The organism is Microbacterium memoriense (genome assembly GCF_025398275.1).
Lineage (GTDB): Bacteria > Actinomycetota > Actinomycetes > Actinomycetales > Microbacteriaceae > Microbacterium > Microbacterium memoriense.
On sequence record NZ_JAODOR010000012.1, the window covers coordinates 1 to 18,011 of the forward strand.

At 65.1% G+C, this 18,011-nt stretch carries 19 protein-coding genes; 11 read left to right on the forward strand and 8 right to left on the reverse strand.

The annotated features are described in order from the left end of the window. Window positions 1–46: 46 nt before the first annotated feature. Window positions 47–691 carry a hypothetical protein gene (locus N4R40_RS11100; RefSeq protein ID WP_261607450.1) on the reverse strand — a complete coding sequence of 215 codons (645 nt, stop codon included), beginning with the start codon at window positions 689–691 and terminating at the stop codon, window positions 47–49. Then, a complete protein-coding gene (locus tag N4R40_RS11105) occupies window positions 688–1,029 on the reverse strand; it encodes a hypothetical protein (RefSeq protein ID WP_261607451.1) in 342 nt (113 codons plus the stop codon). Before N4R40_RS11105 ends, N4R40_RS11100 begins: the two co-directional genes overlap by 4 nt. Window positions 1,030–1,656: 627 nt before the next feature. On the opposite strand from N4R40_RS11105, the gene N4R40_RS11110 reads away from it, so the two are divergent. Then, on the forward strand, window positions 1,657–2,292 hold the full coding sequence (locus tag N4R40_RS11110; protein WP_261607452.1) for a hypothetical protein: 636 nt from the start codon (window positions 1,657–1,659) through the stop codon (window positions 2,290–2,292). Window positions 2,293–3,384: 1,092 nt separating this feature from the next. Here the strand turns inward: N4R40_RS11110 and N4R40_RS11115 are convergent. The 3 genes from N4R40_RS11115 to N4R40_RS11125 are packed head-to-tail and all read right to left on the reverse strand — an operon-like array spanning window position 3,385 to window position 6,181. Further along, the gene (locus N4R40_RS11115; RefSeq protein ID WP_261607453.1) at window positions 3,385–4,470 is read right to left on the reverse strand and encodes an ABC transporter permease; all 1,086 of its coding nucleotides are present in this window, start codon (window positions 4,468–4,470) and stop codon (window positions 3,385–3,387) included. Next, window positions 4,467–5,108, reverse strand: a complete 642-nt coding sequence (locus tag N4R40_RS11120; protein WP_261607454.1) for an ABC transporter ATP-binding protein — start codon at window positions 5,106–5,108, stop codon at window positions 4,467–4,469. The genes N4R40_RS11115 and N4R40_RS11120 overlap by 4 nt, the downstream gene beginning before the upstream one ends. Next, entirely contained in the window at window positions 5,105–6,181 is a 1,077-nt protein-coding gene (locus N4R40_RS11125; RefSeq protein ID WP_261607455.1) for a peptidoglycan-binding domain-containing protein, read from the reverse strand. Before N4R40_RS11125 ends, N4R40_RS11120 begins: the two co-directional genes overlap by 4 nt. A 1,060-nt stretch (window positions 6,182–7,241) precedes the next feature. On the opposite strand from N4R40_RS11125, the gene N4R40_RS13210 reads away from it, so the two are divergent. The 4 genes from N4R40_RS13210 (at window position 7,242) to N4R40_RS11140 (ending at window position 10,898) form a co-directional block, all read left to right on the forward strand. After that, window positions 7,242–7,904, forward strand: coding sequence for a class III lanthionine synthetase LanKC N-terminal domain-containing protein (locus N4R40_RS13210; RefSeq protein ID WP_456085675.1), 663 nt, complete (start codon window positions 7,242–7,244; stop codon window positions 7,902–7,904). Between the two features lie 303 nt (window positions 7,905–8,207). After that, window positions 8,208–9,509 carry a sensor histidine kinase gene (locus tag N4R40_RS11130; RefSeq protein WP_261607456.1) on the forward strand — a complete coding sequence of 434 codons (1,302 nt, stop codon included), beginning with the start codon at window positions 8,208–8,210 and terminating at the stop codon, window positions 9,507–9,509. Beyond that, a complete protein-coding gene (locus tag N4R40_RS11135; protein WP_261607457.1) occupies window positions 9,506–10,192 on the forward strand; it encodes a response regulator transcription factor in 687 nt (228 codons plus the stop codon). Before N4R40_RS11130 ends, N4R40_RS11135 begins: the two co-directional genes overlap by 4 nt. A 322-nt stretch (window positions 10,193–10,514) precedes the next feature. After that, window positions 10,515–10,898 (forward strand): hypothetical protein, encoded by a 384-nt coding sequence (locus N4R40_RS11140; protein WP_261607458.1) that lies wholly within the window; start codon window positions 10,515–10,517, stop codon window positions 10,896–10,898. Window positions 10,899–10,909: 11 nt separating this feature from the next. On the opposite strand, the gene N4R40_RS11145 is transcribed toward N4R40_RS11140, so the two are convergent. Beyond that, the gene (locus N4R40_RS11145) at window positions 10,910–11,824 is read right to left on the reverse strand and encodes an NADP-dependent oxidoreductase (RefSeq protein ID WP_261607459.1); all 915 of its coding nucleotides are present in this window, start codon (window positions 11,822–11,824) and stop codon (window positions 10,910–10,912) included. Between the two features lie 73 nt (window positions 11,825–11,897). Here N4R40_RS11145 and N4R40_RS11150 point away from each other — a divergent pair, with 73 nt between their 5' ends. After that, a complete protein-coding gene (locus N4R40_RS11150) occupies window positions 11,898–12,848 on the forward strand; it encodes a DMT family transporter (RefSeq protein WP_261607460.1) in 951 nt (316 codons plus the stop codon). Between the two features lie 8 nt (window positions 12,849–12,856). Here N4R40_RS11150 and N4R40_RS11155 read toward each other — a convergent pair whose 3' ends face one another. Both N4R40_RS11155 and msrB read right to left on the reverse strand, forming a co-directional pair. Continuing rightward, window positions 12,857–13,420, reverse strand: coding sequence for a nitroreductase family protein (locus N4R40_RS11155; protein ID WP_261607461.1), 564 nt, complete (start codon window positions 13,418–13,420; stop codon window positions 12,857–12,859). Then, window positions 13,417–13,824: a peptide-methionine (R)-S-oxide reductase MsrB gene (gene msrB / locus N4R40_RS11160; RefSeq protein WP_261607462.1), complete on the reverse strand. Its 408-nt coding sequence runs from the start codon at window positions 13,822–13,824 to the stop codon at window positions 13,417–13,419. Before msrB ends, N4R40_RS11155 begins: the two co-directional genes overlap by 4 nt. 68 nt (window positions 13,825–13,892) lie before the next feature. On the opposite strand from msrB, the gene N4R40_RS11165 reads away from it, so the two are divergent. The 5 genes from N4R40_RS11165 to groL all read left to right on the forward strand — a co-directional run bounded on the left by N4R40_RS11165 (window position 13,893) and on the right by groL (window position 17,873). Continuing rightward, the gene (locus N4R40_RS11165) at window positions 13,893–14,909 is read left to right on the forward strand and encodes a DUF2332 domain-containing protein (protein WP_261607463.1); all 1,017 of its coding nucleotides are present in this window, start codon (window positions 13,893–13,895) and stop codon (window positions 14,907–14,909) included. 9 nt (window positions 14,910–14,918) lie between these two features. After that, complete coding sequence (locus tag N4R40_RS11170; protein WP_261607464.1) at window positions 14,919–15,179, forward strand: DUF3263 domain-containing protein; 261 nt, start codon at window positions 14,919–14,921, stop codon at window positions 15,177–15,179. 9 nt (window positions 15,180–15,188) lie between these two features. Next, window positions 15,189–15,752, forward strand: a complete 564-nt coding sequence (locus tag N4R40_RS11175; protein ID WP_261607465.1) for a LytR C-terminal domain-containing protein — start codon at window positions 15,189–15,191, stop codon at window positions 15,750–15,752. 121 nt (window positions 15,753–15,873) lie between these two features. Next, entirely contained in the window at window positions 15,874–16,083 is a 210-nt protein-coding gene (locus N4R40_RS11180; protein ID WP_261607466.1) for a cold-shock protein, read from the forward strand. 170 nt (window positions 16,084–16,253) lie between these two features. After that, window positions 16,254–17,873: a chaperonin GroEL gene (groL, locus tag N4R40_RS11185; protein ID WP_261607467.1), complete on the forward strand. Its 1,620-nt coding sequence runs from the start codon at window positions 16,254–16,256 to the stop codon at window positions 17,871–17,873. Window positions 17,874–18,011 lie beyond the last annotated feature (138 nt).

Below are 18,011 nucleotides of genomic sequence, written 5' to 3' on the forward strand. Positions count from 1 at the left end.
AGATCAGGGGTCAAGCCCCTTCGGTCCGCATTGGCCTACATCGCATTTACTCGCCGCCCCGAAACCCGTGAGGTGTCTGCTTGCACTCAAGTAATAGGGCGTCCAGTTCGCCGCCGCCCACCGATGCCAGTTCCTGGTAGGGCGACCACGGAATGCCGTTCACATTCGTCGAATCCACAAAAGCACCCTTGCTCGGCATCTCGATGTCATAGCCGCGTTCGGCTAGGCATGGCACCAGCGTGTTGGCGTAATAGTCGTAGAGATAGGCGATCTCATCGTCCGTTGGCGGCAGAGTAAACGCGGGATCTGTGGGGTACTTCACGCGACAGGTATAGACGGCAATGTTCTGCTGTTCCGCCTGTGCCTCGGGCGTCGCACCGAACGAGATGCCGCCGTCTTCGCGGGCTGTCGCCGGGTAGCCGAGCTCCTGAATGCACTGTGCGACGACTTTTGCTGAGTCGGCCGCCGTAACGACACGCACCTGCTCAACCTGAGGTCGTTCCGCATCCGGAAACATTCGCTGAACTTCGCCCCACGCTTGGTTCGCGGCCTCGTCGATCATCCGCTTCTCAGTGGCAGCGTCAACCGTTGGCGCGGGGGGCGCCGCGGCTGCGCCCCCCGCGCATCCGACGAGCAGCGACGCCCCCAGAATCAGAACCGCCGCCGCCAGGCTCCGGTGCTTACCGATCACACACCACCGCATCCGGTGTAGGCCCAGGAAAGGTGCGCTGGTGTCGCGGTTGCTCCGTCTTGGCCGGTGACGGTGGCCGCGCTCCAGGTGCGCGCCATCGATGATTGTCTGGTCGCACCGAACATGCTGTTGTTCCAGGATGCCAACATCACGTTCTGCCGGTAGTGGGCCGTGTATCCAGTGGAGTTGCTGCGAATGAACGCGGTAGCGGTGGTACACGACCCGCTACCCAGGTCGTGGTAGTACGACGCGCTGGCGGCGCCCGCGGGGGCGAGGACGAGTGCCAGGGCGGCGAACACGGCCAGTAGCGGACGGGATGCACGATTGCGCTGTTTCATGTGCGGATTCGCCTTTCAGTTGATGTAGGCCTTCATCGTTGAGGAAGCCGCCAGGATCGACGGCGCCGTTCGACTTCGGCGTTGTGATGTTGGGCACATAGAAGCAGTTCGGGAAGCGCGAGATCCACGATCCAACTTCGCCTCGCGAACGGCTGGCGGCCATTGGCGACGACAATCGAGATGGCTAGCTACGCGTGAACGCCCGCAATTACGCGCGTTCGGGTCTGAAACCCGTGCCGGGGTCATACGAGCGCCCAGCGGAGGAATCATCCGTACGGATGATTCCTCCGCTGGGGTGCATGCCGGCGCGCACGTTCTGCTCTTGGCCGTGATGCGTCTCAGAGTGAACGCTCGTCATCGGTGGGCCTCGAGAGGGCGGCGGTTGGCGGGCGGCGAGGAACACGCGTGAGTGCCCGCTGCCTAAGTAGAACTCATCCGTTCAGACGAATCCTGGCCCGCCCATCAAAGTGAGCAGTCGAAAGCGCAGTGGGTATGGAAACCAAGCTGTGACGGCTCGTGAGTGCGCTGATGGCAACAGAAAATGGGACGGCGGCATCGTCGGAGGCCGATCAAGCTTCATGCCTCGCGGCCGGTTGTGCGACAGGATGCGTCAGACGAGGGGGTCATGTGAACAAGACCAAAGGATCAAAAGTTGCTGGATGCGCGACGTTCCTGCTTGTCGCTCTCCTGGGGCTCCCCGGGTGCGCACCAACTCTCGCCGCCGAAGGGTCTACTCCGGAGGCCGGTGAACTCGACGCATCCTCAGCCGCCGACGGCGCTTGGAGCGACGTTGTTTCCGTCTATCCCGATGCGCTGCGGCCCGATGTGGAGCCGGTGCGCACGGTAACCACCGATGAATGGGCGGACGTGATATCTCAGTGCCTTCGGGACGAAGGATTTCCAGCTGTCACGTCACCCGGGGACGGGTCAATCGAGTGGAGCGGAGTACCGCAAGCTCAGATGCAGAGCTTTCACGTTGCTCGCTACAGCTGCACCGTCATGTTTCCACGGGACCCCTCGCATCAGGGGCGATTGACACCAGCCCAACTGGACAAGCTCTACGACTATTACGTCGGCGAGCTCACTGACTGTCTTCAGAACCTGAAGTACGAGGTCCCGCCCCGGCCGTCTCGTGAGGTGTTCAAAGAGACCTACTACACGGCGCCCTGGTTACCGTTCGCGGAGGCGTTCAGCGGCCCATTGAGCGAAGACCAGCGGTCTCAACTCAGCCGTGACTGCCCTCAAGCGCCGTCCGATCTGTAGTAGATCATCGACCGGTCGAGTCATCCACCTAGTCCGACCACATGAAAGGAAAGATCATTGCCGTTGGGCTGGTGCTGCTCACAGCATCGCCCACTTGGGCGGGAAGTAACACCTTGACTCCGCTCGGATGCAGCGGAAGTAGCAAGCTGTACTCGGGCTCTACAACGATGGGGGATACCTCCCACAACATCTGGACGAGCATCAATAACAACCAAGGCAAGTGGTGGCCGGGTGACGGTGTGTGGAGGTCGAGGCAGTTCTACTCCACCAAGTCGTCTGCGAGCGCCGTGAACTTCACATGGGGATCGCATCAACTCACCTACTCAGGTTGTTACACGCCCTGAACAGCGCCGAGTCGATACAACGAGCATGTAGGTAGCGACACCTTGTAGTGCGCGGGGCATGAGTGGTGACTGCGGAGCCCTTGCGATCCCGTCGGTGGTGGACTGTGCAGGCGCTCTCGGCCATCGGCGGCACCCTCGATCCTGATGAGCCCTGCCCGCACGAACTCGAAGTTGCGGTTTGGTGGAGAATCTCATTCAGGCATCTTGGTCCGTACTGGACCTGACCACGGTGCTCTTCCTCCTGACACGTGAGATGCCCCAGCGAACAGAGTGGCCGAGTGTAACCAACTTCGGCTTGGCGGTATCGAGGCGGATTATCGGGTCGACGCCACGATTGCGCCCTTTGCCACCTTCGCAAACGCGCACCCGACGAGGGCACTCGACACCCGCTTCTTATAGGGAACCGTATTCGACACCAGATGGCGCTTGATCGGACCGCGGTGACGACCCTCGTCTGCGTCATTCCCACCGGCGCCCATGTGATCGCCGTCGAGGGTGCGGCCGTTTCTGCGCTGACGGAGGGATACAGACAGCGCGTCCTGAACGATGGCGGGGGAACAGGCGCAGCGGTCACGTAGTCTCGTGCGCGGCCGCGCAGCAGCGGTTCCATAGCATCACTGCAAACCAACGTTGGCGAAGGCGGAGCTAGGTTCTAGTTGCACAAAACTCCGAGCGCGCTCGTCCCGCCCGGAGCGACGGTATGACGGATAGGTATGCCCCGGAGTCCTCGCAGGTTCCCTCGAGGCATTCAGGGCACACGTAGCTCGCGTATAGGCTCCCTGCGGCTAGCGATCATAGCGGGCGGAACGGCAGCGGCGACCGCGGCGGCCAGACCCAGAGTCCCAAGGGCCAGCACGAACGTCGGGCCGGGGATTGGGTCACGGACGGTCACCGCGATGCCAACTGATAGCAGGACACCGGTGATCACACCCGCCGTCGCCAGCAGTGCCGTCTGGGCGATCAGGAGTCGAACAATAAAGCCCCGCGTAGCACCAAGAGCTCGCCGTCGCCCGAAGTCCTTCCGCCGCATCATCACGAGACCGAACAGGATCGTGGCGACCAGGCCCGATGCCACTCCGAGGACACCAAGGACAAGGCTTCGAGAGGAGTTGGCGAGTTGAGACTTGATTATTGACCGCAACGCCGCCAGGCTCTCACTGGTTTGAACGGTCACCCTACTGGGGTCGTCCGCGCCAACTACCGACAGCACAGCGTCGGCGACGGGCGCGACTAGCTCTGGGGACTCCGCGATCACGAACACTAGGTTGACTGGCGTTGAAGCAGGCGTTTCGCCAGGAACAAGCACGATGGGCTCGAACTCGTCCAGGAAATCGGGAGCGTCCAGTCGTGCGTAGACGGTGGCAGTGAGACCGTCTGTAAGTGTGATTGCACCAGCAACATCAGGAAGCCCTAGCAGGTCGAGAGCGGCCTGCGACGCAAACGCACTGGCCCCCACTGTCCCCTCGGTGAGGATCCCCAAGGCTTCAAGCCGATCGCTGTAAACGTAGCGAACGGCGACCGGGGGGCCGCCAGGAATACGTGCGTTCCGACCATCGACGGCCGACGAGAACGCGCCAGCCCACTCGATTCCCTCTATGGCTCTGATCCTCTCGAGGATCTCGCCAGTGACACCCGCAGCATCCTCCGCGCGGATTTGGATGGTGCGAGTGCCGACGCTGTCGATGGACGATAGTACTTCTTGCTCTGCAGCGACGGTCCTACCCGTAGTCATCATGACCGTCACCACCATGCCGGCAATAACGAGCATTGTCAGCGTGGAGCCAACCGGCTGCGCCCTGGCGGACGCCCACGCTTCCAGTGCGAGACGCCTCATAGCCGCACTTCTGCATCGCAGACGGCGGCAACGTCCGGCGAATGGGTCACCACGATCACGGCGGACCCATTGTGAGCGTGCTCTCGTAAGGCATCAATAACCACTTGCGCAGTAGCGGGATCGAGATTGCCGGTCGGCTCGTCGGCGAGCAGAATCTTTGGGCTGCCTAGCAGCGCGCGGCACAGAGCGATTCGCTGCGCCTGCCCTCCTGAGACCTGTCCCGGCTTCCTGTGCGCTGGCACATCGACCTTGAACCTCGCCAGCAGATCTCGGGCGGCGGGTTCCAGTTCCTTGCGGCTTTGCGCGCGGTATAGCGCTGGTTCGGTCACGTTGTCGAGTACGGTCCGAGATGAGTCCAGCGCTGCGTCCTGAAAGACGAATCCGAACTTCCGCGCTCTCAGGTCCGCGCGCTCCTTGTCCTGCGCCCGACTCGCGTTCTTGCTCTCGACAACGACTTCGCCAGAGCGGGGCGCCAGCATTAGGCCTAGCAAGTACAGCATCGTCGACTTGCCTCGACCGGATGGTCCTGTAATTGCGGTCGTCGTTCCAGCATGGAACTTGGCGCTGAATCCGTCGACGATTGTCTGACCGCCGGAGTAGCCGAACGAAACATCACACGCTTCGAGTATGACGGTCATCCGGTCGCCTCCCCGGGGACTCGAACACGAACGCCAGCATCGACGCCGTCGATCACGGCCATTCCTCGAGCGGTGCCCATCACGGTGGCGGATCGACGGATTCCCGCTTCATCAATGACTGCCAGTTGGCCGTCTGCGGCGGACACCAGCGCTGCTGAGGGCACCACCAGTCCAGTCACCGTCTCCACCGTCACGACTTCGGAACTCAGAGTGATCGAGTCGTCAACAGGAATCTGTGCGCACTCTTGCTTGCAAATAGGATCCTGTCCGCCTGATCCGAGTTTGACCGTGATCGATCCCGCCACCTCGTCACGAACCTGTTCCTCCGCGACAGCGTCCCACACGCTCCCGTTTGGCGACGTGATCAGTACGCGAGTGCCCGCTGGCATGAGTGACGCTTGAGAGTCGGTAACGGGCACGTTGAATGCCGGCGAGGGCGAGAGCCCGGAAACAGCGGATTCACCCCCAACGAGTGATGCCCCTCTATAGATTTCCTCTATGTTCAGCGCAACGCGCGCTGGCAGAGTAGGGACAAAGATCACGTCGCCGCTGCGGACTGTTCCCGTGACTTCGACGTTCAGGCTCTTCTGCCATGCGCGGATCGCAGCTGCCGTAACGGTTCCCGCCTCGCCGCCCACCTCGCCCCGATAGAACCCGAGGTCGGCAAGTAGCTGTTGGATCTGACGTACATCTTCGCCTTTGGAACCCTCACTGATGTCCCGGAACGAAGGGACGACACCCCGCGCAATCACGACAGGGTGCAGGTCCACCGAGTAGAGCGCGGACCCCTGCGATACTTCCGCGCCAGCTTCCGCACCTATCGATGTCACGACTCCGACCGCGCGGTTAGTCCCGACGGGTGATGTCGTCCAAGCCGCGACGGTGTTCAAGCGGACCGTTGATCCGACCTCTCCGGCAACCACCTCCACGAGCGTGAACTTGGCGGCGCTGGTCGGATCATCAGGCGGGCGTACGACAGTGAGCATCGACCATGCCAGAGCGCCGGTCAGCGCGGTACCGGCAAGAAACCAGCCGACTGCGGGGCCGATCCGCTTCGCGTGGCTACCGTTCACTCGGCGCTCCGCCGGCCGCGCACGACTGGCTGCGGCGAACCCACGGGGAGCATGCCCTCGCGCGGACTTCTACTGCCATGTTCGTCCGCGGGTCACAATGCACATCATGGTGCGACGCTAACACCGGCGCACATGCGGGGACTGATGCAGCTATCGCATGGCATATTCGCTTTGCTGTGCCCGACGACGCCAAACCCTTGCAGAACCAGTTCGGATCTCGGTCGGGAGAGTGCGCCAGCCGTCAGGGCTCGCACCTTCGAGTGACTACGTCGTCGGTGACTTCACTCATTTGGACGATAACAGCGACCGCGATCAGCGCGCTCCGTGATCCAACCGCCACGATCGCCGGACTCCGAAGAGTGATTGACGGATAGGCCCAGCTACCTGTCGCGAAGTCGAGCATCACATCTGACAGGGTCGTCGTTGACACGGTTGTGCGCGTCGCGGACAGCATCGCGCGAAGTGATTGATTGCCCGGAGCCACTATTTTCCGCGCGCCTCTGCCCGCGCGACCATGTGGAGTCCGCCGGAAAACTTGAAGCCGTACCTGATCCCACCAGCCGTGAGCGCCGTAAGGCGGGCCCCATGTCCGCGGGTGACGTTGTTTTGTGTCATGTTCCAAACGCGACCGCGCACGAATCCTGACGGGTCGGACAGCTCGGTTGCCTCTGCTATTCACCTGTCGGCTGCACGCCGCTCGGACGTCACTGAGACGAGAGGCGTGACGACCGCCAGCAGGAGTTCGAGGCTGGGACTGCCAGCGGGCCGCTCACTTCGGCGCGCCCTGGTGGGTATGGTCAGCGATTCAAACGGAGTATCTAGCGGGGCGGACCGCGCGCGGGTGTCGGCCAGCAGATGCGCATCGACCTCGTTGAGCCCGGTCTTGTCTCGGCAGCAGCTTCAACTCACGCTTGTCGCGTTGTCTGCAGCTCGATTACTCCCGACGTTGGTTGGTCGATGTTCAACACCCAGCGCCCAGGGAGGTGCTGTTCGCCGAGTCGAGCTACGCGCCGTCACAGATCTTCGCTCCAGCGAACACGTAGTGGCGTCATTCATTTGAATGAATGTTCTTTGTGGCGCGGTTGGACTATCGGAATCGGCGCGACAGAGACACCAGTGTTTCCGCGCGCGGGGCGAGAGACCTCGGAGCGAAGGCTCGGGCTGGGGACCGCGGCTGGTCGGGTCACGAGTACTGAAGACCGGACAATGTGCTCCGACGGATGCGTCACGGAGAACATTTTGGGGGTCGGGTGGTACCGGTTCGTGCGGCATTCTCGACGAGCCATCCGTACCCGGCCGCACTCAGGCGGTGAATGCAGCCCTATTTAGGCCAGACGAAGGTCGTGACTGGACAAGTTGGAGGTCTGGCTCGGACCGCCATTGGGTGCACTGGCTTGCTCCTGGAGCGACTCTTCCTGAACAGGGTTGGAAGATTCACATCAGCACGACGCCGTCGGGCGGCGAGGAGATGCTCCGCGATGTCTCCGCGTTCTGTCACGACCATGGTGTCCCGTTCAAACACCTTCGCGACATGTCAGTACTCGCTGCACCAGTCCCAGGGAACACGGTTTGCTGGCAACGGTTTGCTGCGTGCGTCGTGCGATCTGGCGTCGGGTGCGGCGGGAGTCCTTGCGGTATTGGCTCGGCGCTCCGGCCAGGCCCGAGCCCTTGGGCCTCTCTCGTTTTTGGAGCCGACGGCGTCCGCGGTCAGCGGGCCGACTAGAACATGGCAAGGGAGGTGACGACAAATGGGATATCTACTTTCGTTGCAGGCGATGGAGCGGGATCACGATGAGCAGCGGAACGGACAGTTCGCGAGCTATATCAGCGCCTCTGTGTGCTTGAGCAACGTCTCCGTGTCGTCGACACTCCGCGGTCTGCTGATTCACGGTGGCACCGAGAGAGCCCCGGTGCCACCCCGCGGCATTATCGCTGCGGGACCGCGCGGTGGTGGTCATGAGACTCCGTTAGCCGCTGGCGCACACGTTATTCGGCGTGGCGGCTACGGTGAGCACGAGGAGTTGTGATGAGCACTGAAGACGTCAAACACGAACTGCTGGGCGCCGATGGGGGATACGACCCGCTGCTCGGCTCGCGGCGGACCGCTCTCATTTTTGCACTGACGATCTTCGTGACAACTGCGATACAGGTGCTGTCCATTCCCGTGACAGCGCTTCTTGGCGGAACCATCCACTGGGGGCTGGCTCTGCCAGAAGATGTCGTGGTGAGCCTGTTAGTTGTAGGTTGCGCCGTTCAGGCGGGCGTTCTGACATTGGCCGACCGATTCCCCCGACTCACCATCGTGCTTACGGTCGTCACGTACTTGCTGCTGGCGATCGGTCTCGGCATTCCTTCGTGGCTGACTGGAATGTCCCTCGGAATCGCGGCTTCCTTGTTCGTCCACGCAGCACGCGCTTCCGTGATCGCGAGCTGTCTGTGGTCCGCCGGCGCAGTCGTTGCGGCGATGGGGGGTCTCTGGCTGTGGCTCTTGCTCTCGGGCGTGGGCACGAGCCAGGTGTCGACCACGGGGTACGTTCTTGGCGAAGCGGCGCGGTTCGCGGCGCCCGCCGCAGGCGCGACAGCATTGGGCATTTGGTGGGGAGCGCGTGTACGGCGGGTCGCTGCAGCTCGAGACGAGGCCACGCGTTCGACTAACGAACACGCTCGCCGAGTCGCGGATGCACAGCAACACGAGCGTGCGCGAATCGCTCAGGAGCTGCACGACGTCGCCGGTCAGCATCTCGCGGGTCTCATCACCCTCTCGGAGGCAGCGCTCGCTATTGCTCCGAGGCAGCCGACACGGGCACTTGAACTGGTGGCGGCCGTTCGTAGCGAAGGTCGCTTTGCTGCGGCCAGCCTGGCCGGCGCGCTCGCGGACCTTCGAGCGGCAGGCGTCGAGGCACCCGGGGGTACCGCGGACCTTCTGCGCGCTCCTGAGCTGGCCGACTACTGGCGACGAGTCGGGATGGCAGCGAGTCTCCATACCTCGGGGTCATTGGACAAACTTCCCGCCGTGGTGTCGAGCACTGCGTATCGCGCACTACAGGAAATGATGACAAACGTCGCGAAACATGCGCCCGGCGCTGCAGCACGAGTGCAGATAGACGCGCACGATGCCGCGTTGGAGGTAGTCGTTGAGAACTCACTCGTCGGCGATGGGACGCCGCCTACCGCCGACTTCAACCTGGGCTGGGGTCTGACAGGAATGCGTGAGCGCGTTGAGCTCCTGCACGGGACGCTCGAAGCTGGCCCCGTCGGCCCGGGTTGGTGGCGCGTGCGCCTCTGGATTCCGCTTATCGACGACCCACTCAGTAGGACAATCTCATGACGAAGTCACAACGCATACGAGTGCTGATTGCAGACGACAACCGCGCAGTGCGGATCGGAATGCGTCTGCAATTGGACAATGCCCCGGATATCGAGGTTGTCGGTGAAGTAGGGAACGGGATCGACGCGGTCATGGCTGGTCGCAGCGAACAGCCCGACGTGATCTTGATGGACCTTCAGATGCCCGGAATGAGCGGCGTGGAAGCAACGAAGCGACTTCTCGATGAGTCGCCACACCGCCCCGCCGTGATCGTAATGACGAGCTTCGCGCTAGAAGGGTACGTCAGGGATGCTCTAGACGCAGGCGCCGTGGGATACCTATTGAAGAGCCACGATTCAGAGCGGCTGGTGGAAGCAATACGTACTGCGCATCGAGGCGACGCTGTGGTTTCGACCACCATGATGACGCCGGTTCTTCGGGAATTCGTCCGACGTGGACGCGGTGCACAGCTTGATGTATCGGCTGCCACGCTCTCGGCCGCTGAACTTCGTGTGACGGTAACTCTAGCGAGAGGGATCACGAGCAACGAGGACATCGCGCAGCACCTGTGCGTTTCAGTCCACACCGTACGGTCACATCTTCAGTCCGCACTTAAGAAGACAGGTTTGTCCGATCGAACGCAGTTGGCGCTATGGGCGGTCCGTCAGCAGTTGAGTGTTCAAGATGCTGCGCAGTCCTCGTAGCGCGTTTCGGAATTCATCCTCTTTGGTCAACGCACACGCTTCATCGTGATCGCGACGCAAGGAGCGCATTCGCGCTTGATCGGTGCTCGTGGCAAGGCGACAAGATTCGCCGAATGGTCGTCGTAGAGGTGACGAATAGGTGACGAATGAGACTGGTAGCAGGTGGTCCGGTACGGCTACTCTGGGTAGCACGAGGCTAGGTATCGCGGCGCATTCAGAGGGCCAGAGAATCATCAGCGTAAACAGGGGGTTGCAGGTTCAAGTCCTGTAGCCGGCACCGTAAGGGCCATCACCGCAGGTTCGGTGGGTCCATGATGGAGCGATGAACATTCGCCGCGCCGCCGCCACTTTCGCCTTCGCCCTCGCTCTCGTGGGCCTGACAGCCTGCCAGGGTGCCACGGAGGCAGGTGGCGACGTGATCGCGCCGGTCACCCTCGACGCGGGCGACCTGCAGGGCGAGACCGTCGATCTCATCGTCGGTCAGGCGCTGAACATCAACACGGGTGATCTCGCCGTCGACAGCTACACCGGTGATGTCGCCGATCCCGCGATCGCGGAGTTCGTCGCGGGCGATGCCGGAGGAACTGCAGTGATGAATCCCGGGGTCACGGCGCTCTCGGTGGGGTCAACGGACGTCACGTTGACGAACACCGATGCCGGCATAGAGGACCTGACGTTCACCGTCGTCGTCGCTGAGAAGGACTGAACCGATCTCGCTTACGGGGTCACGATCACCTTGCCTGGCGCGTGAGCACGCCCTAGCGCGGTGAATGCCGCAGCGACCTGATCGAGCGGGTAGCTCGCCGACACCGGCACCACGATCTCGCCGGCCGCGACGCGAGCCGCGAGGATCGAGAGGTTCACGGCCGTTCTGGCCTCGCGTCCCGCCGTGCGGACGCCGAGCTCGTCGCCGGCTGGTCCGGCGGCGATCGCGACCATGCGTTGGGGGGACAGGCCCAGCGCGATGCCGGCATTCAACGCATCACGGCCGTGGCAGTCGTAGACCGCTGTGGGTGCACCCAGCGCGGCGACGCGGGTCGCGAGGTCGTCGCCGTAGGTGAGCGGCTCGATGCCGAGTGAGCGCAGCAGGTCGTGATTGCGGGCGGATGCCGTGCCGATCACGCGCGCGCCGGTGGCGACCGCCAGTTGCGCCGCGATGAAGCCGACGCCCCCGGCGGCACCACCGATGAGAACCGTGTCGCGGGAGTCGACCGGCAGCGTGTCGAGAACGGCGACGGCGGTCAGGCCCGCGACGTACAGGCCGCCGGCGACGTCGACCGGAAGCGCGGCGGGGCGGCGGGCGAGATCGGATGCGGCGGCGATCACCCGTTCGGAGATCGCTCCCGCGGCCCGGCCGAGCACCTCGTCGCCGACCTCGATCGGAGTGCCGTCGGCGTAGACGGCGCCCTCGCCGACAGCCTCCACCGTGCCGGCGAGATCCCCGCCGATACGCCGGGGGAACGACGCCTTCGTGGGGATGGCGCCCGAGAGGACCTTCGCATCGTACGGGTTGAGGCCGGCGGCGCCGACGCGCACGGCGACTTCGCCGGGACCAGGCGCTGCGTCAGGAACCTCCCCGATGTACAGCACATCGGGGCCGCCGATCTCGTCGTACAGGGCTGCCTTGCTCATCGGTTCTCCTCATCGAGTGCCGCATCCCGCGGGACATCCGATCGTATCGGTCCCGCCGATTAGGCTGTCGAGGATGTCCCCTCACCCCGCTCCCGCCCGGCTTCCGGCGGGCGTGGCTCTGGGCGGGGCCGTCGTCGTCGGTATCCTCACCGCGATCCAGGCGCGCGTCAACGGGCAATTGGGGCTCCGTCTGGACGACGGCTTCGTCGCGGCCGCCATCTCGTTCGGCTCAGGGCTGATCGTCCTCATCGTCCTGTCGCTGGCGCTCCCCGCCGGCCGGCGGGGATTCCGGGCGCTGGCCACGGGCATCCGCTCGCGGACGATCCCGTGGTGGATGCTGGCAGGCGGCGCCGCGGGTGCGCTCACGGTGGCAACCCAGGGGCTTGCCGTCGCGGTCATCGGCGTGTCCCTCTTCACGGTCGGGGTCGTCGCGGGGCAGACGATCAACGGTCTCGTGCTCGATCGCGCCGGATACGGCCCGGCCGGAGTCGTCGCCGTCACGATGCCGCGCATCGCCGGCGGCGCGCTCGCGCTCCTCGCGGTCGGGATCTCCCTGCAGGGCGGTGTTCTCGAGCGGGTTCCGCTGTGGATGCTGGTCCTCCCGATCCTGGCGGGCATCGGTATCGCCTGGCAGCAGGCCACGAACGGCCGCCTCCGTCAGCGCGTCGGAACGCCGCTGACCGCGACCCTCGTGAACTTCATCGGCGGCACGGCGATTCTCGTTGTCGCCGCCGGCATCCATGTCGCGATCGTCGGTGCGCCGCATGCGCTGCCGGGCGACGCATGGCTCTACCTCGGTGGCGTGGTCGGGGTGACGTACATCTTTCTGTCGGCCGCGCTCGTGGTGCACACCGGCGTGCTGCTGCTCGGGCTCGGCGCCGTCGCCGGGCAGTTGCTCACGGCGTTCGCTCTGGACGCGATCTGGCCGGCGGACGCCGGACCGGGATGGCTGACCGAACTCGTGATGGTGCTGGTCGCGCTGCTCTCGGTCGTCGTCGCGGCCGCGCCGTGGCGCCGCCGCTGAGCGCTTCGTCAGGCCTTCTTCGGCATCCGGGTGAGGAACTTCTTGGCGTCGACGGGCTTGCGCCGGCCGGCGCGGGCGCCCGCGGGCTTGCCGCCGACGTAGAGCCACCCGAGCAGTTCTTCGTTCTTGCCCAGTCCGTGCGCCTTCGCGACCGCCTTCGAGCGCGTGGAGGAGCCGGTGCGCCAGAAGACGCCCCATCCGGCTTCGTCCAGCAGCAGGCTCAACATGTGGGCGACTCCCGAGGCGACGGCCTCCTGCTCCCAGCGGGGGACTTTGTCGGTCTTGCGGTAACTGGCGACGACGGCGATCAACAGCGGTGCGCGCATCGGCTTGGTCGACGGCTTGCTGTCGCCCTCCGCTTTGGCGATCGCCGCGCCGAGCCGGGTGCGGTCCGCACCGCGCAGTTCGATCAGCCGCCACGGGCGGAGCGCCGAGTGATCGGCGACCCGGCCGGCGGCCGCGATCAAGGCGAGGAGCTCGTCGCGGTCGGGCGCCTCGTCGGTCACTTTCGACCACGACCGGCGCGCACGCGCGGCGGCGAACGCGGGGTGATCGGTCAGCGCATCGATCACGGGGTCTGCTCGGGCGTGAACGACAGCGACAACGAGTTCATGCAGTACCGGTCGCCGGTGGGCGTGCCGAAGCCATCCGGGAACACGTGCCCGAGGTGCGAACCGCAGGCCGCGCAGCGAACTTCGGTGCGCTGCATGCCGTGCGAGCTGTCATCGATCAACTCGACCGCTTCGGGGCGCACCGACTCGTAGAAGCTCGGCCATCCGCAGTGCGAATCGAACTTCGTGCCGCTTTGGAAGAGATCCGACCCGCATGCCGCGCAGGCGTAGAGACCGGCGCGACTCTCGTCGAGCAGCTCGCCCGTCCAGGCCCGCTCGGTGCCGGCCTGACGCAAGACGGCGTACTGGTCGGGGGACAGCTCTGCTCGCCACTGCTCATCGGTCTTGTCTACGCGGTAGTTCATTTCAGACTCCTTACGTCCACCCCTATTCAACCCGAACCTGCGCGCACGTGTTCCCCGAGAATGGGGGAGTGGACCACCCGAACGATGCCGTCGCCGAGCGTTTCGGCCGTTTCGCCCGCGACGAGGCGCCCGGACGCTCGGATCTCTATGCGCAGTGGGCGGCGGGCGTCGCCGCGGATGCGGACGTGCAGACGGTGCTGGCCCGCATCCCGGCGCGGCACCGTCAGCCGCCGCTCGTGTTCGCCGTGACCCGCCTGCTCGGCTCCGGTGAGCCGGGCTTCGCTGTGTGGCGCGAGTGGATTCTCGCTCACGCCGATGCGGTGGTCGCGGAGTGCGGCCGTCGCTCGCTGCAGACGAACGAACCGCTGCGCTGCGCGGCGCTCCTGCCGACGCTCAGCCGCATCGAGGGGCCGATCGCATTGCTCGAGGTCGGGGCGAGCGCGGGACTGTGTCTGTATCCCGACCGGTACTCGTATCGCTACTCCGGTGCGGCGGGCACGATCGCGCTCGACCCGGCATCCGGCCCGTCGTCTGTTGTCCTCGAGTGCGAGGCGCGGGGTGAGCGGATGCCGGAGGTCGCCCTGCCGGAGATCGTCTGGCGGGCCGGGCTCGATCTCCACCCGCTCGATCCGGCCGCGTCCGACACGTCTGCGTGGCTCGAGGGTCTCGTCTGGCCGGGTGAGACGGGCCGCGCGCAGCGGGTGCGGGACGCGCTCGCGATCGCTGCGGCCGATCCGCCGCTGATGGTCGCGGGCGACGCCGTCGACGCGCTCGCAGACGTCGCGGCATCCGCCCCCGCCGGCGCGACGCTCGTGATCCAGACGCCCGGGGTGCTCGCCCACATTCCCTGGGCCGGGCGGCGGCGCGTGATCGACGCGGCACGGGCGGCCGGGCGCTGGATCACGATCGATGCGCCGGAGCTCCACGACGGATGGGAGGTGCCGATCGATCTCGACGCCTGGCGGGGTGGCTTCGCCGTCGCCCTTGACGGACGGGTGGAGGCGGCGGCCGATCCGCTCGGGGGATGGTGGCGATTCCGCGACGGCGCCGCGTCGCGCCCGGGTGCGACCGCCGCGCGGGGATAGCGTGGAGGGGTGCCCCTTTCCGACCGCGACGAGATGCTCCTGGCCTTCGAAGCCCGGTGGCAGCAGCACGGCGCCGCGAAGGAAGAAGCCATCCGCAGCGACCTGGACCTCACCCCCGCCCGCTACTACCAGCTGCTGGGGCGCCTGATCGAGACAGCGGATGCCGTGGCACACGACCCGCTGCTCGTCCACCGGCTGCGTCGCCTGCGTGACGCGCGTGCGCGTGAGCGCGGCGCCCGTGCCACGGTGTCCACAGCTTCGGGCCGATAGCATTCTCAGGTGCCGAAGACCGCCCCACCCCAGGATCGCTTCGACGAGCTCCCCGTCGACAACAGCCGGATCGGCGCTCACCGGGCCGAGAACCCGCGCATGCGTGGCGGGGTCATCTTCCTCTGGTCGGCGGTGGCGACCGTTGCGCTCGTGGCCATCGGGATCTTCGGCACGCTGATCGCGACGGGCCGGATCACGGTGTTCCCGACGCCGTCCGCGACGGCCGTCGTCGTCCCGCCGGTGGCGGCCGTCGTCGACCCGTCTTACGAGGTCACCGTTCTCAATGCGACCCCGCAGTCGGGTCTCGGCCGTCAGCTCGGCGACGTGATCGTCGCGGCCGGCTGGAACGCGGCCGACGTCACGGCGGGAGAAGCCGGGTCGGATGACTTCGCGACCACGACCGTCTTCTACGCGGACCCCGCCGACGAGGGCGCCGCGCGCGGACTCGCGCAAGTGGTCGGGGGTGCAGAGGTCGCGTTGACGGACGCCTATGCCGATCTTCTGGGGGATGGGACCACGAAGCAGCTCGTCCTCGTGATCGGCCTCGATCGGACGACCGACGCCGCCGGTTGAGCCGCGTGTTTCACGCGTGTGAACACTTCGATGCGCACATGTCAATAGTTGCGGATTCGGCGATTTCGCCGCTCAGCGGCTCGTTAGCATGGCGAAGTCCCACAGCATCAGGAGATCCAGAATGAGCGCACAGACCCGCGGCACCGTTAAATGGTTCAATGCCGAAAAGGGCTTCGGATTCATCACCGCCGACGGAGGCGAAGACATCTTCGTCCACTACTCGAACATCGACATGAACGGCTTCCGGGTCCTCGAGGAGGGGCAGGCGGTCGAGTTCACGGTCGGCGCCGGCCAGAAAGGCCCGCAAGCGGAGGCCGTGCGCCCCGTCTGACAACCACTGTCCAGAACGGCCTCGACGCTGCCGCGTCGAGGCCGTTCTGCGTGCGATGCCCTTGACGGTCGCGGCTTGCACTCCCCCCTGTCGAGTGCCAGAATGGGTTAGCACTCACTCCACGTGAGTGCTAAAGACTCATCCTCACGTCCGGGAGGGACGACACACTTATGGCAAAGATCATCGCTTTTGACGAAGAGGCCCGCCGTGGCCTCGAGCGCGGCCTGAACATCCTCGCCGACGCCGTCAAGGTGACGCTCGGCCCGCGCGGTCGCAACGTCGTACTCGAGAAGAAGTGGGGCGCCCCCACGATCACGAACGACGGCGTCTCCATCGCCAAGGAAATCGAGCTGGACGACCCGTTCGAGAAGATCGGCGCGGAGCTCGTCAAGGAGGTCGCCAAGAAGACCGACGACGTCGCCGGTGACGGAACCACCACCGCGACCGTTCTCGCTCAGGCGCTCGTCCGCGAAGGCCTGCGCAACGTCGCAGCCGGCGCCGACCCGATCTCCCTGAAGAAGGGCATCGAGAAGGCCGTCAAGTCCATCACCGACGAGCTGCTGGCTTCGGCCAAGGAGATCGAGACCAAGGAAGAGATCGCTGCCACGGCATCCATCTCGGCCGCGGACCCGGCGATCGGCGCACTGATCGCCGAGGCGATCGACAAGGTCGGCAAGGAAGGTGTGGTCACCGTTGAGGAGTCCAACACCTTCGGCACCGAGCTCGAGCTCACCGAGGGCATGCGCTTCGACAAGGGCTACATCAACCCCTACTTCGTCACCGACCCGGAGCGCCAGGAGGCGGTCTTCGAGGACGCCTACGTCCTGATCGCGAACCAGAAGATCTCCAACATCAAGGACCTTTTGCCGATCGTCGACAAGGTGATCCAGGAGGGCAAGGAGCTTGTCATCATCGCCGAGGACGTCGAGGGTGAAGCCCTCGCGACTCTGGTGCTGAACAAGATCCGTGGCATCTTCAAGTCGGCTGCCGTCAAGGCTCCCGGCTTCGGCGACCGTCGCAAGGCTCAGCTGCAGGACATCGCGATCCTGACCGGCGGACAGGTCATCACCGAGGAGGTCGGTCTCAAGCTCGAGAACGCCACCACGGACCTGCTCGGCCGTGCGCGCAAGATCATCATCACCAAGGACGAGACCACGATCATCGAGGGTGCCGGCGAGGCTTCCCAGATCGAGGGTCGCGTCACGCAGATCAAGCGCGAGATCGACAACACCGACAGCGACTACGACCGCGAGAAGCTCCAGGAGCGTCTCGCGAAGCTGGCCGGTGGCGTTGCCGTCATCAAGGCGGGCGCTGCGACGGAGGTCGAGCTCAAGGAGCGCAAGCACCGCATCGAGGATGCCGTTCGCAACGCGAAGGCAGCTGTCGAAGAGGGCATCGTCGCCGGTGGTGGCGTCGCGCTCATCCAGGCGGGCAAGAAGGCGCTGGACGCCCTCGAGCTCACCGGTGACGAGGCGACCGGTGCGAACATCGTGCGCGTTGCGATCCAGGCTCCGCTCAAGCAGATCGCTCTCAACGCGGGCCTCGAGCCCGGCGTTGTGGCGAACACGGTTGCCGGTCTCCCGATCGGTCACGGCCTGAACGCCGCGACCGGCGAGTACGGCGACATGTTCGCACAGGGCATCATCGACCCGGCCAAGGTCACGCGTTCGGCGCTGCAGAACGCGGCATCGATCGCGGCCCTGTTCCTGACGACCGAGGTCGTCGTGGCAGACAAGCCCGAGAAGGCTGCCGCCCCGATGGGCGACCCGTCGGGTGGCATGGACTTCTGAGTCCGCTGAACCTGCACTGACAGAAGGGCCTCTCCTCGCGGAGGGGCCCTTCTGCATGCCCACCGGGGCTGCATGTCTACCCGGGCCGGACCATGTCCCACTTGTGGTCGTTTCTGGGGCCGAAAAGCAACCATTTGT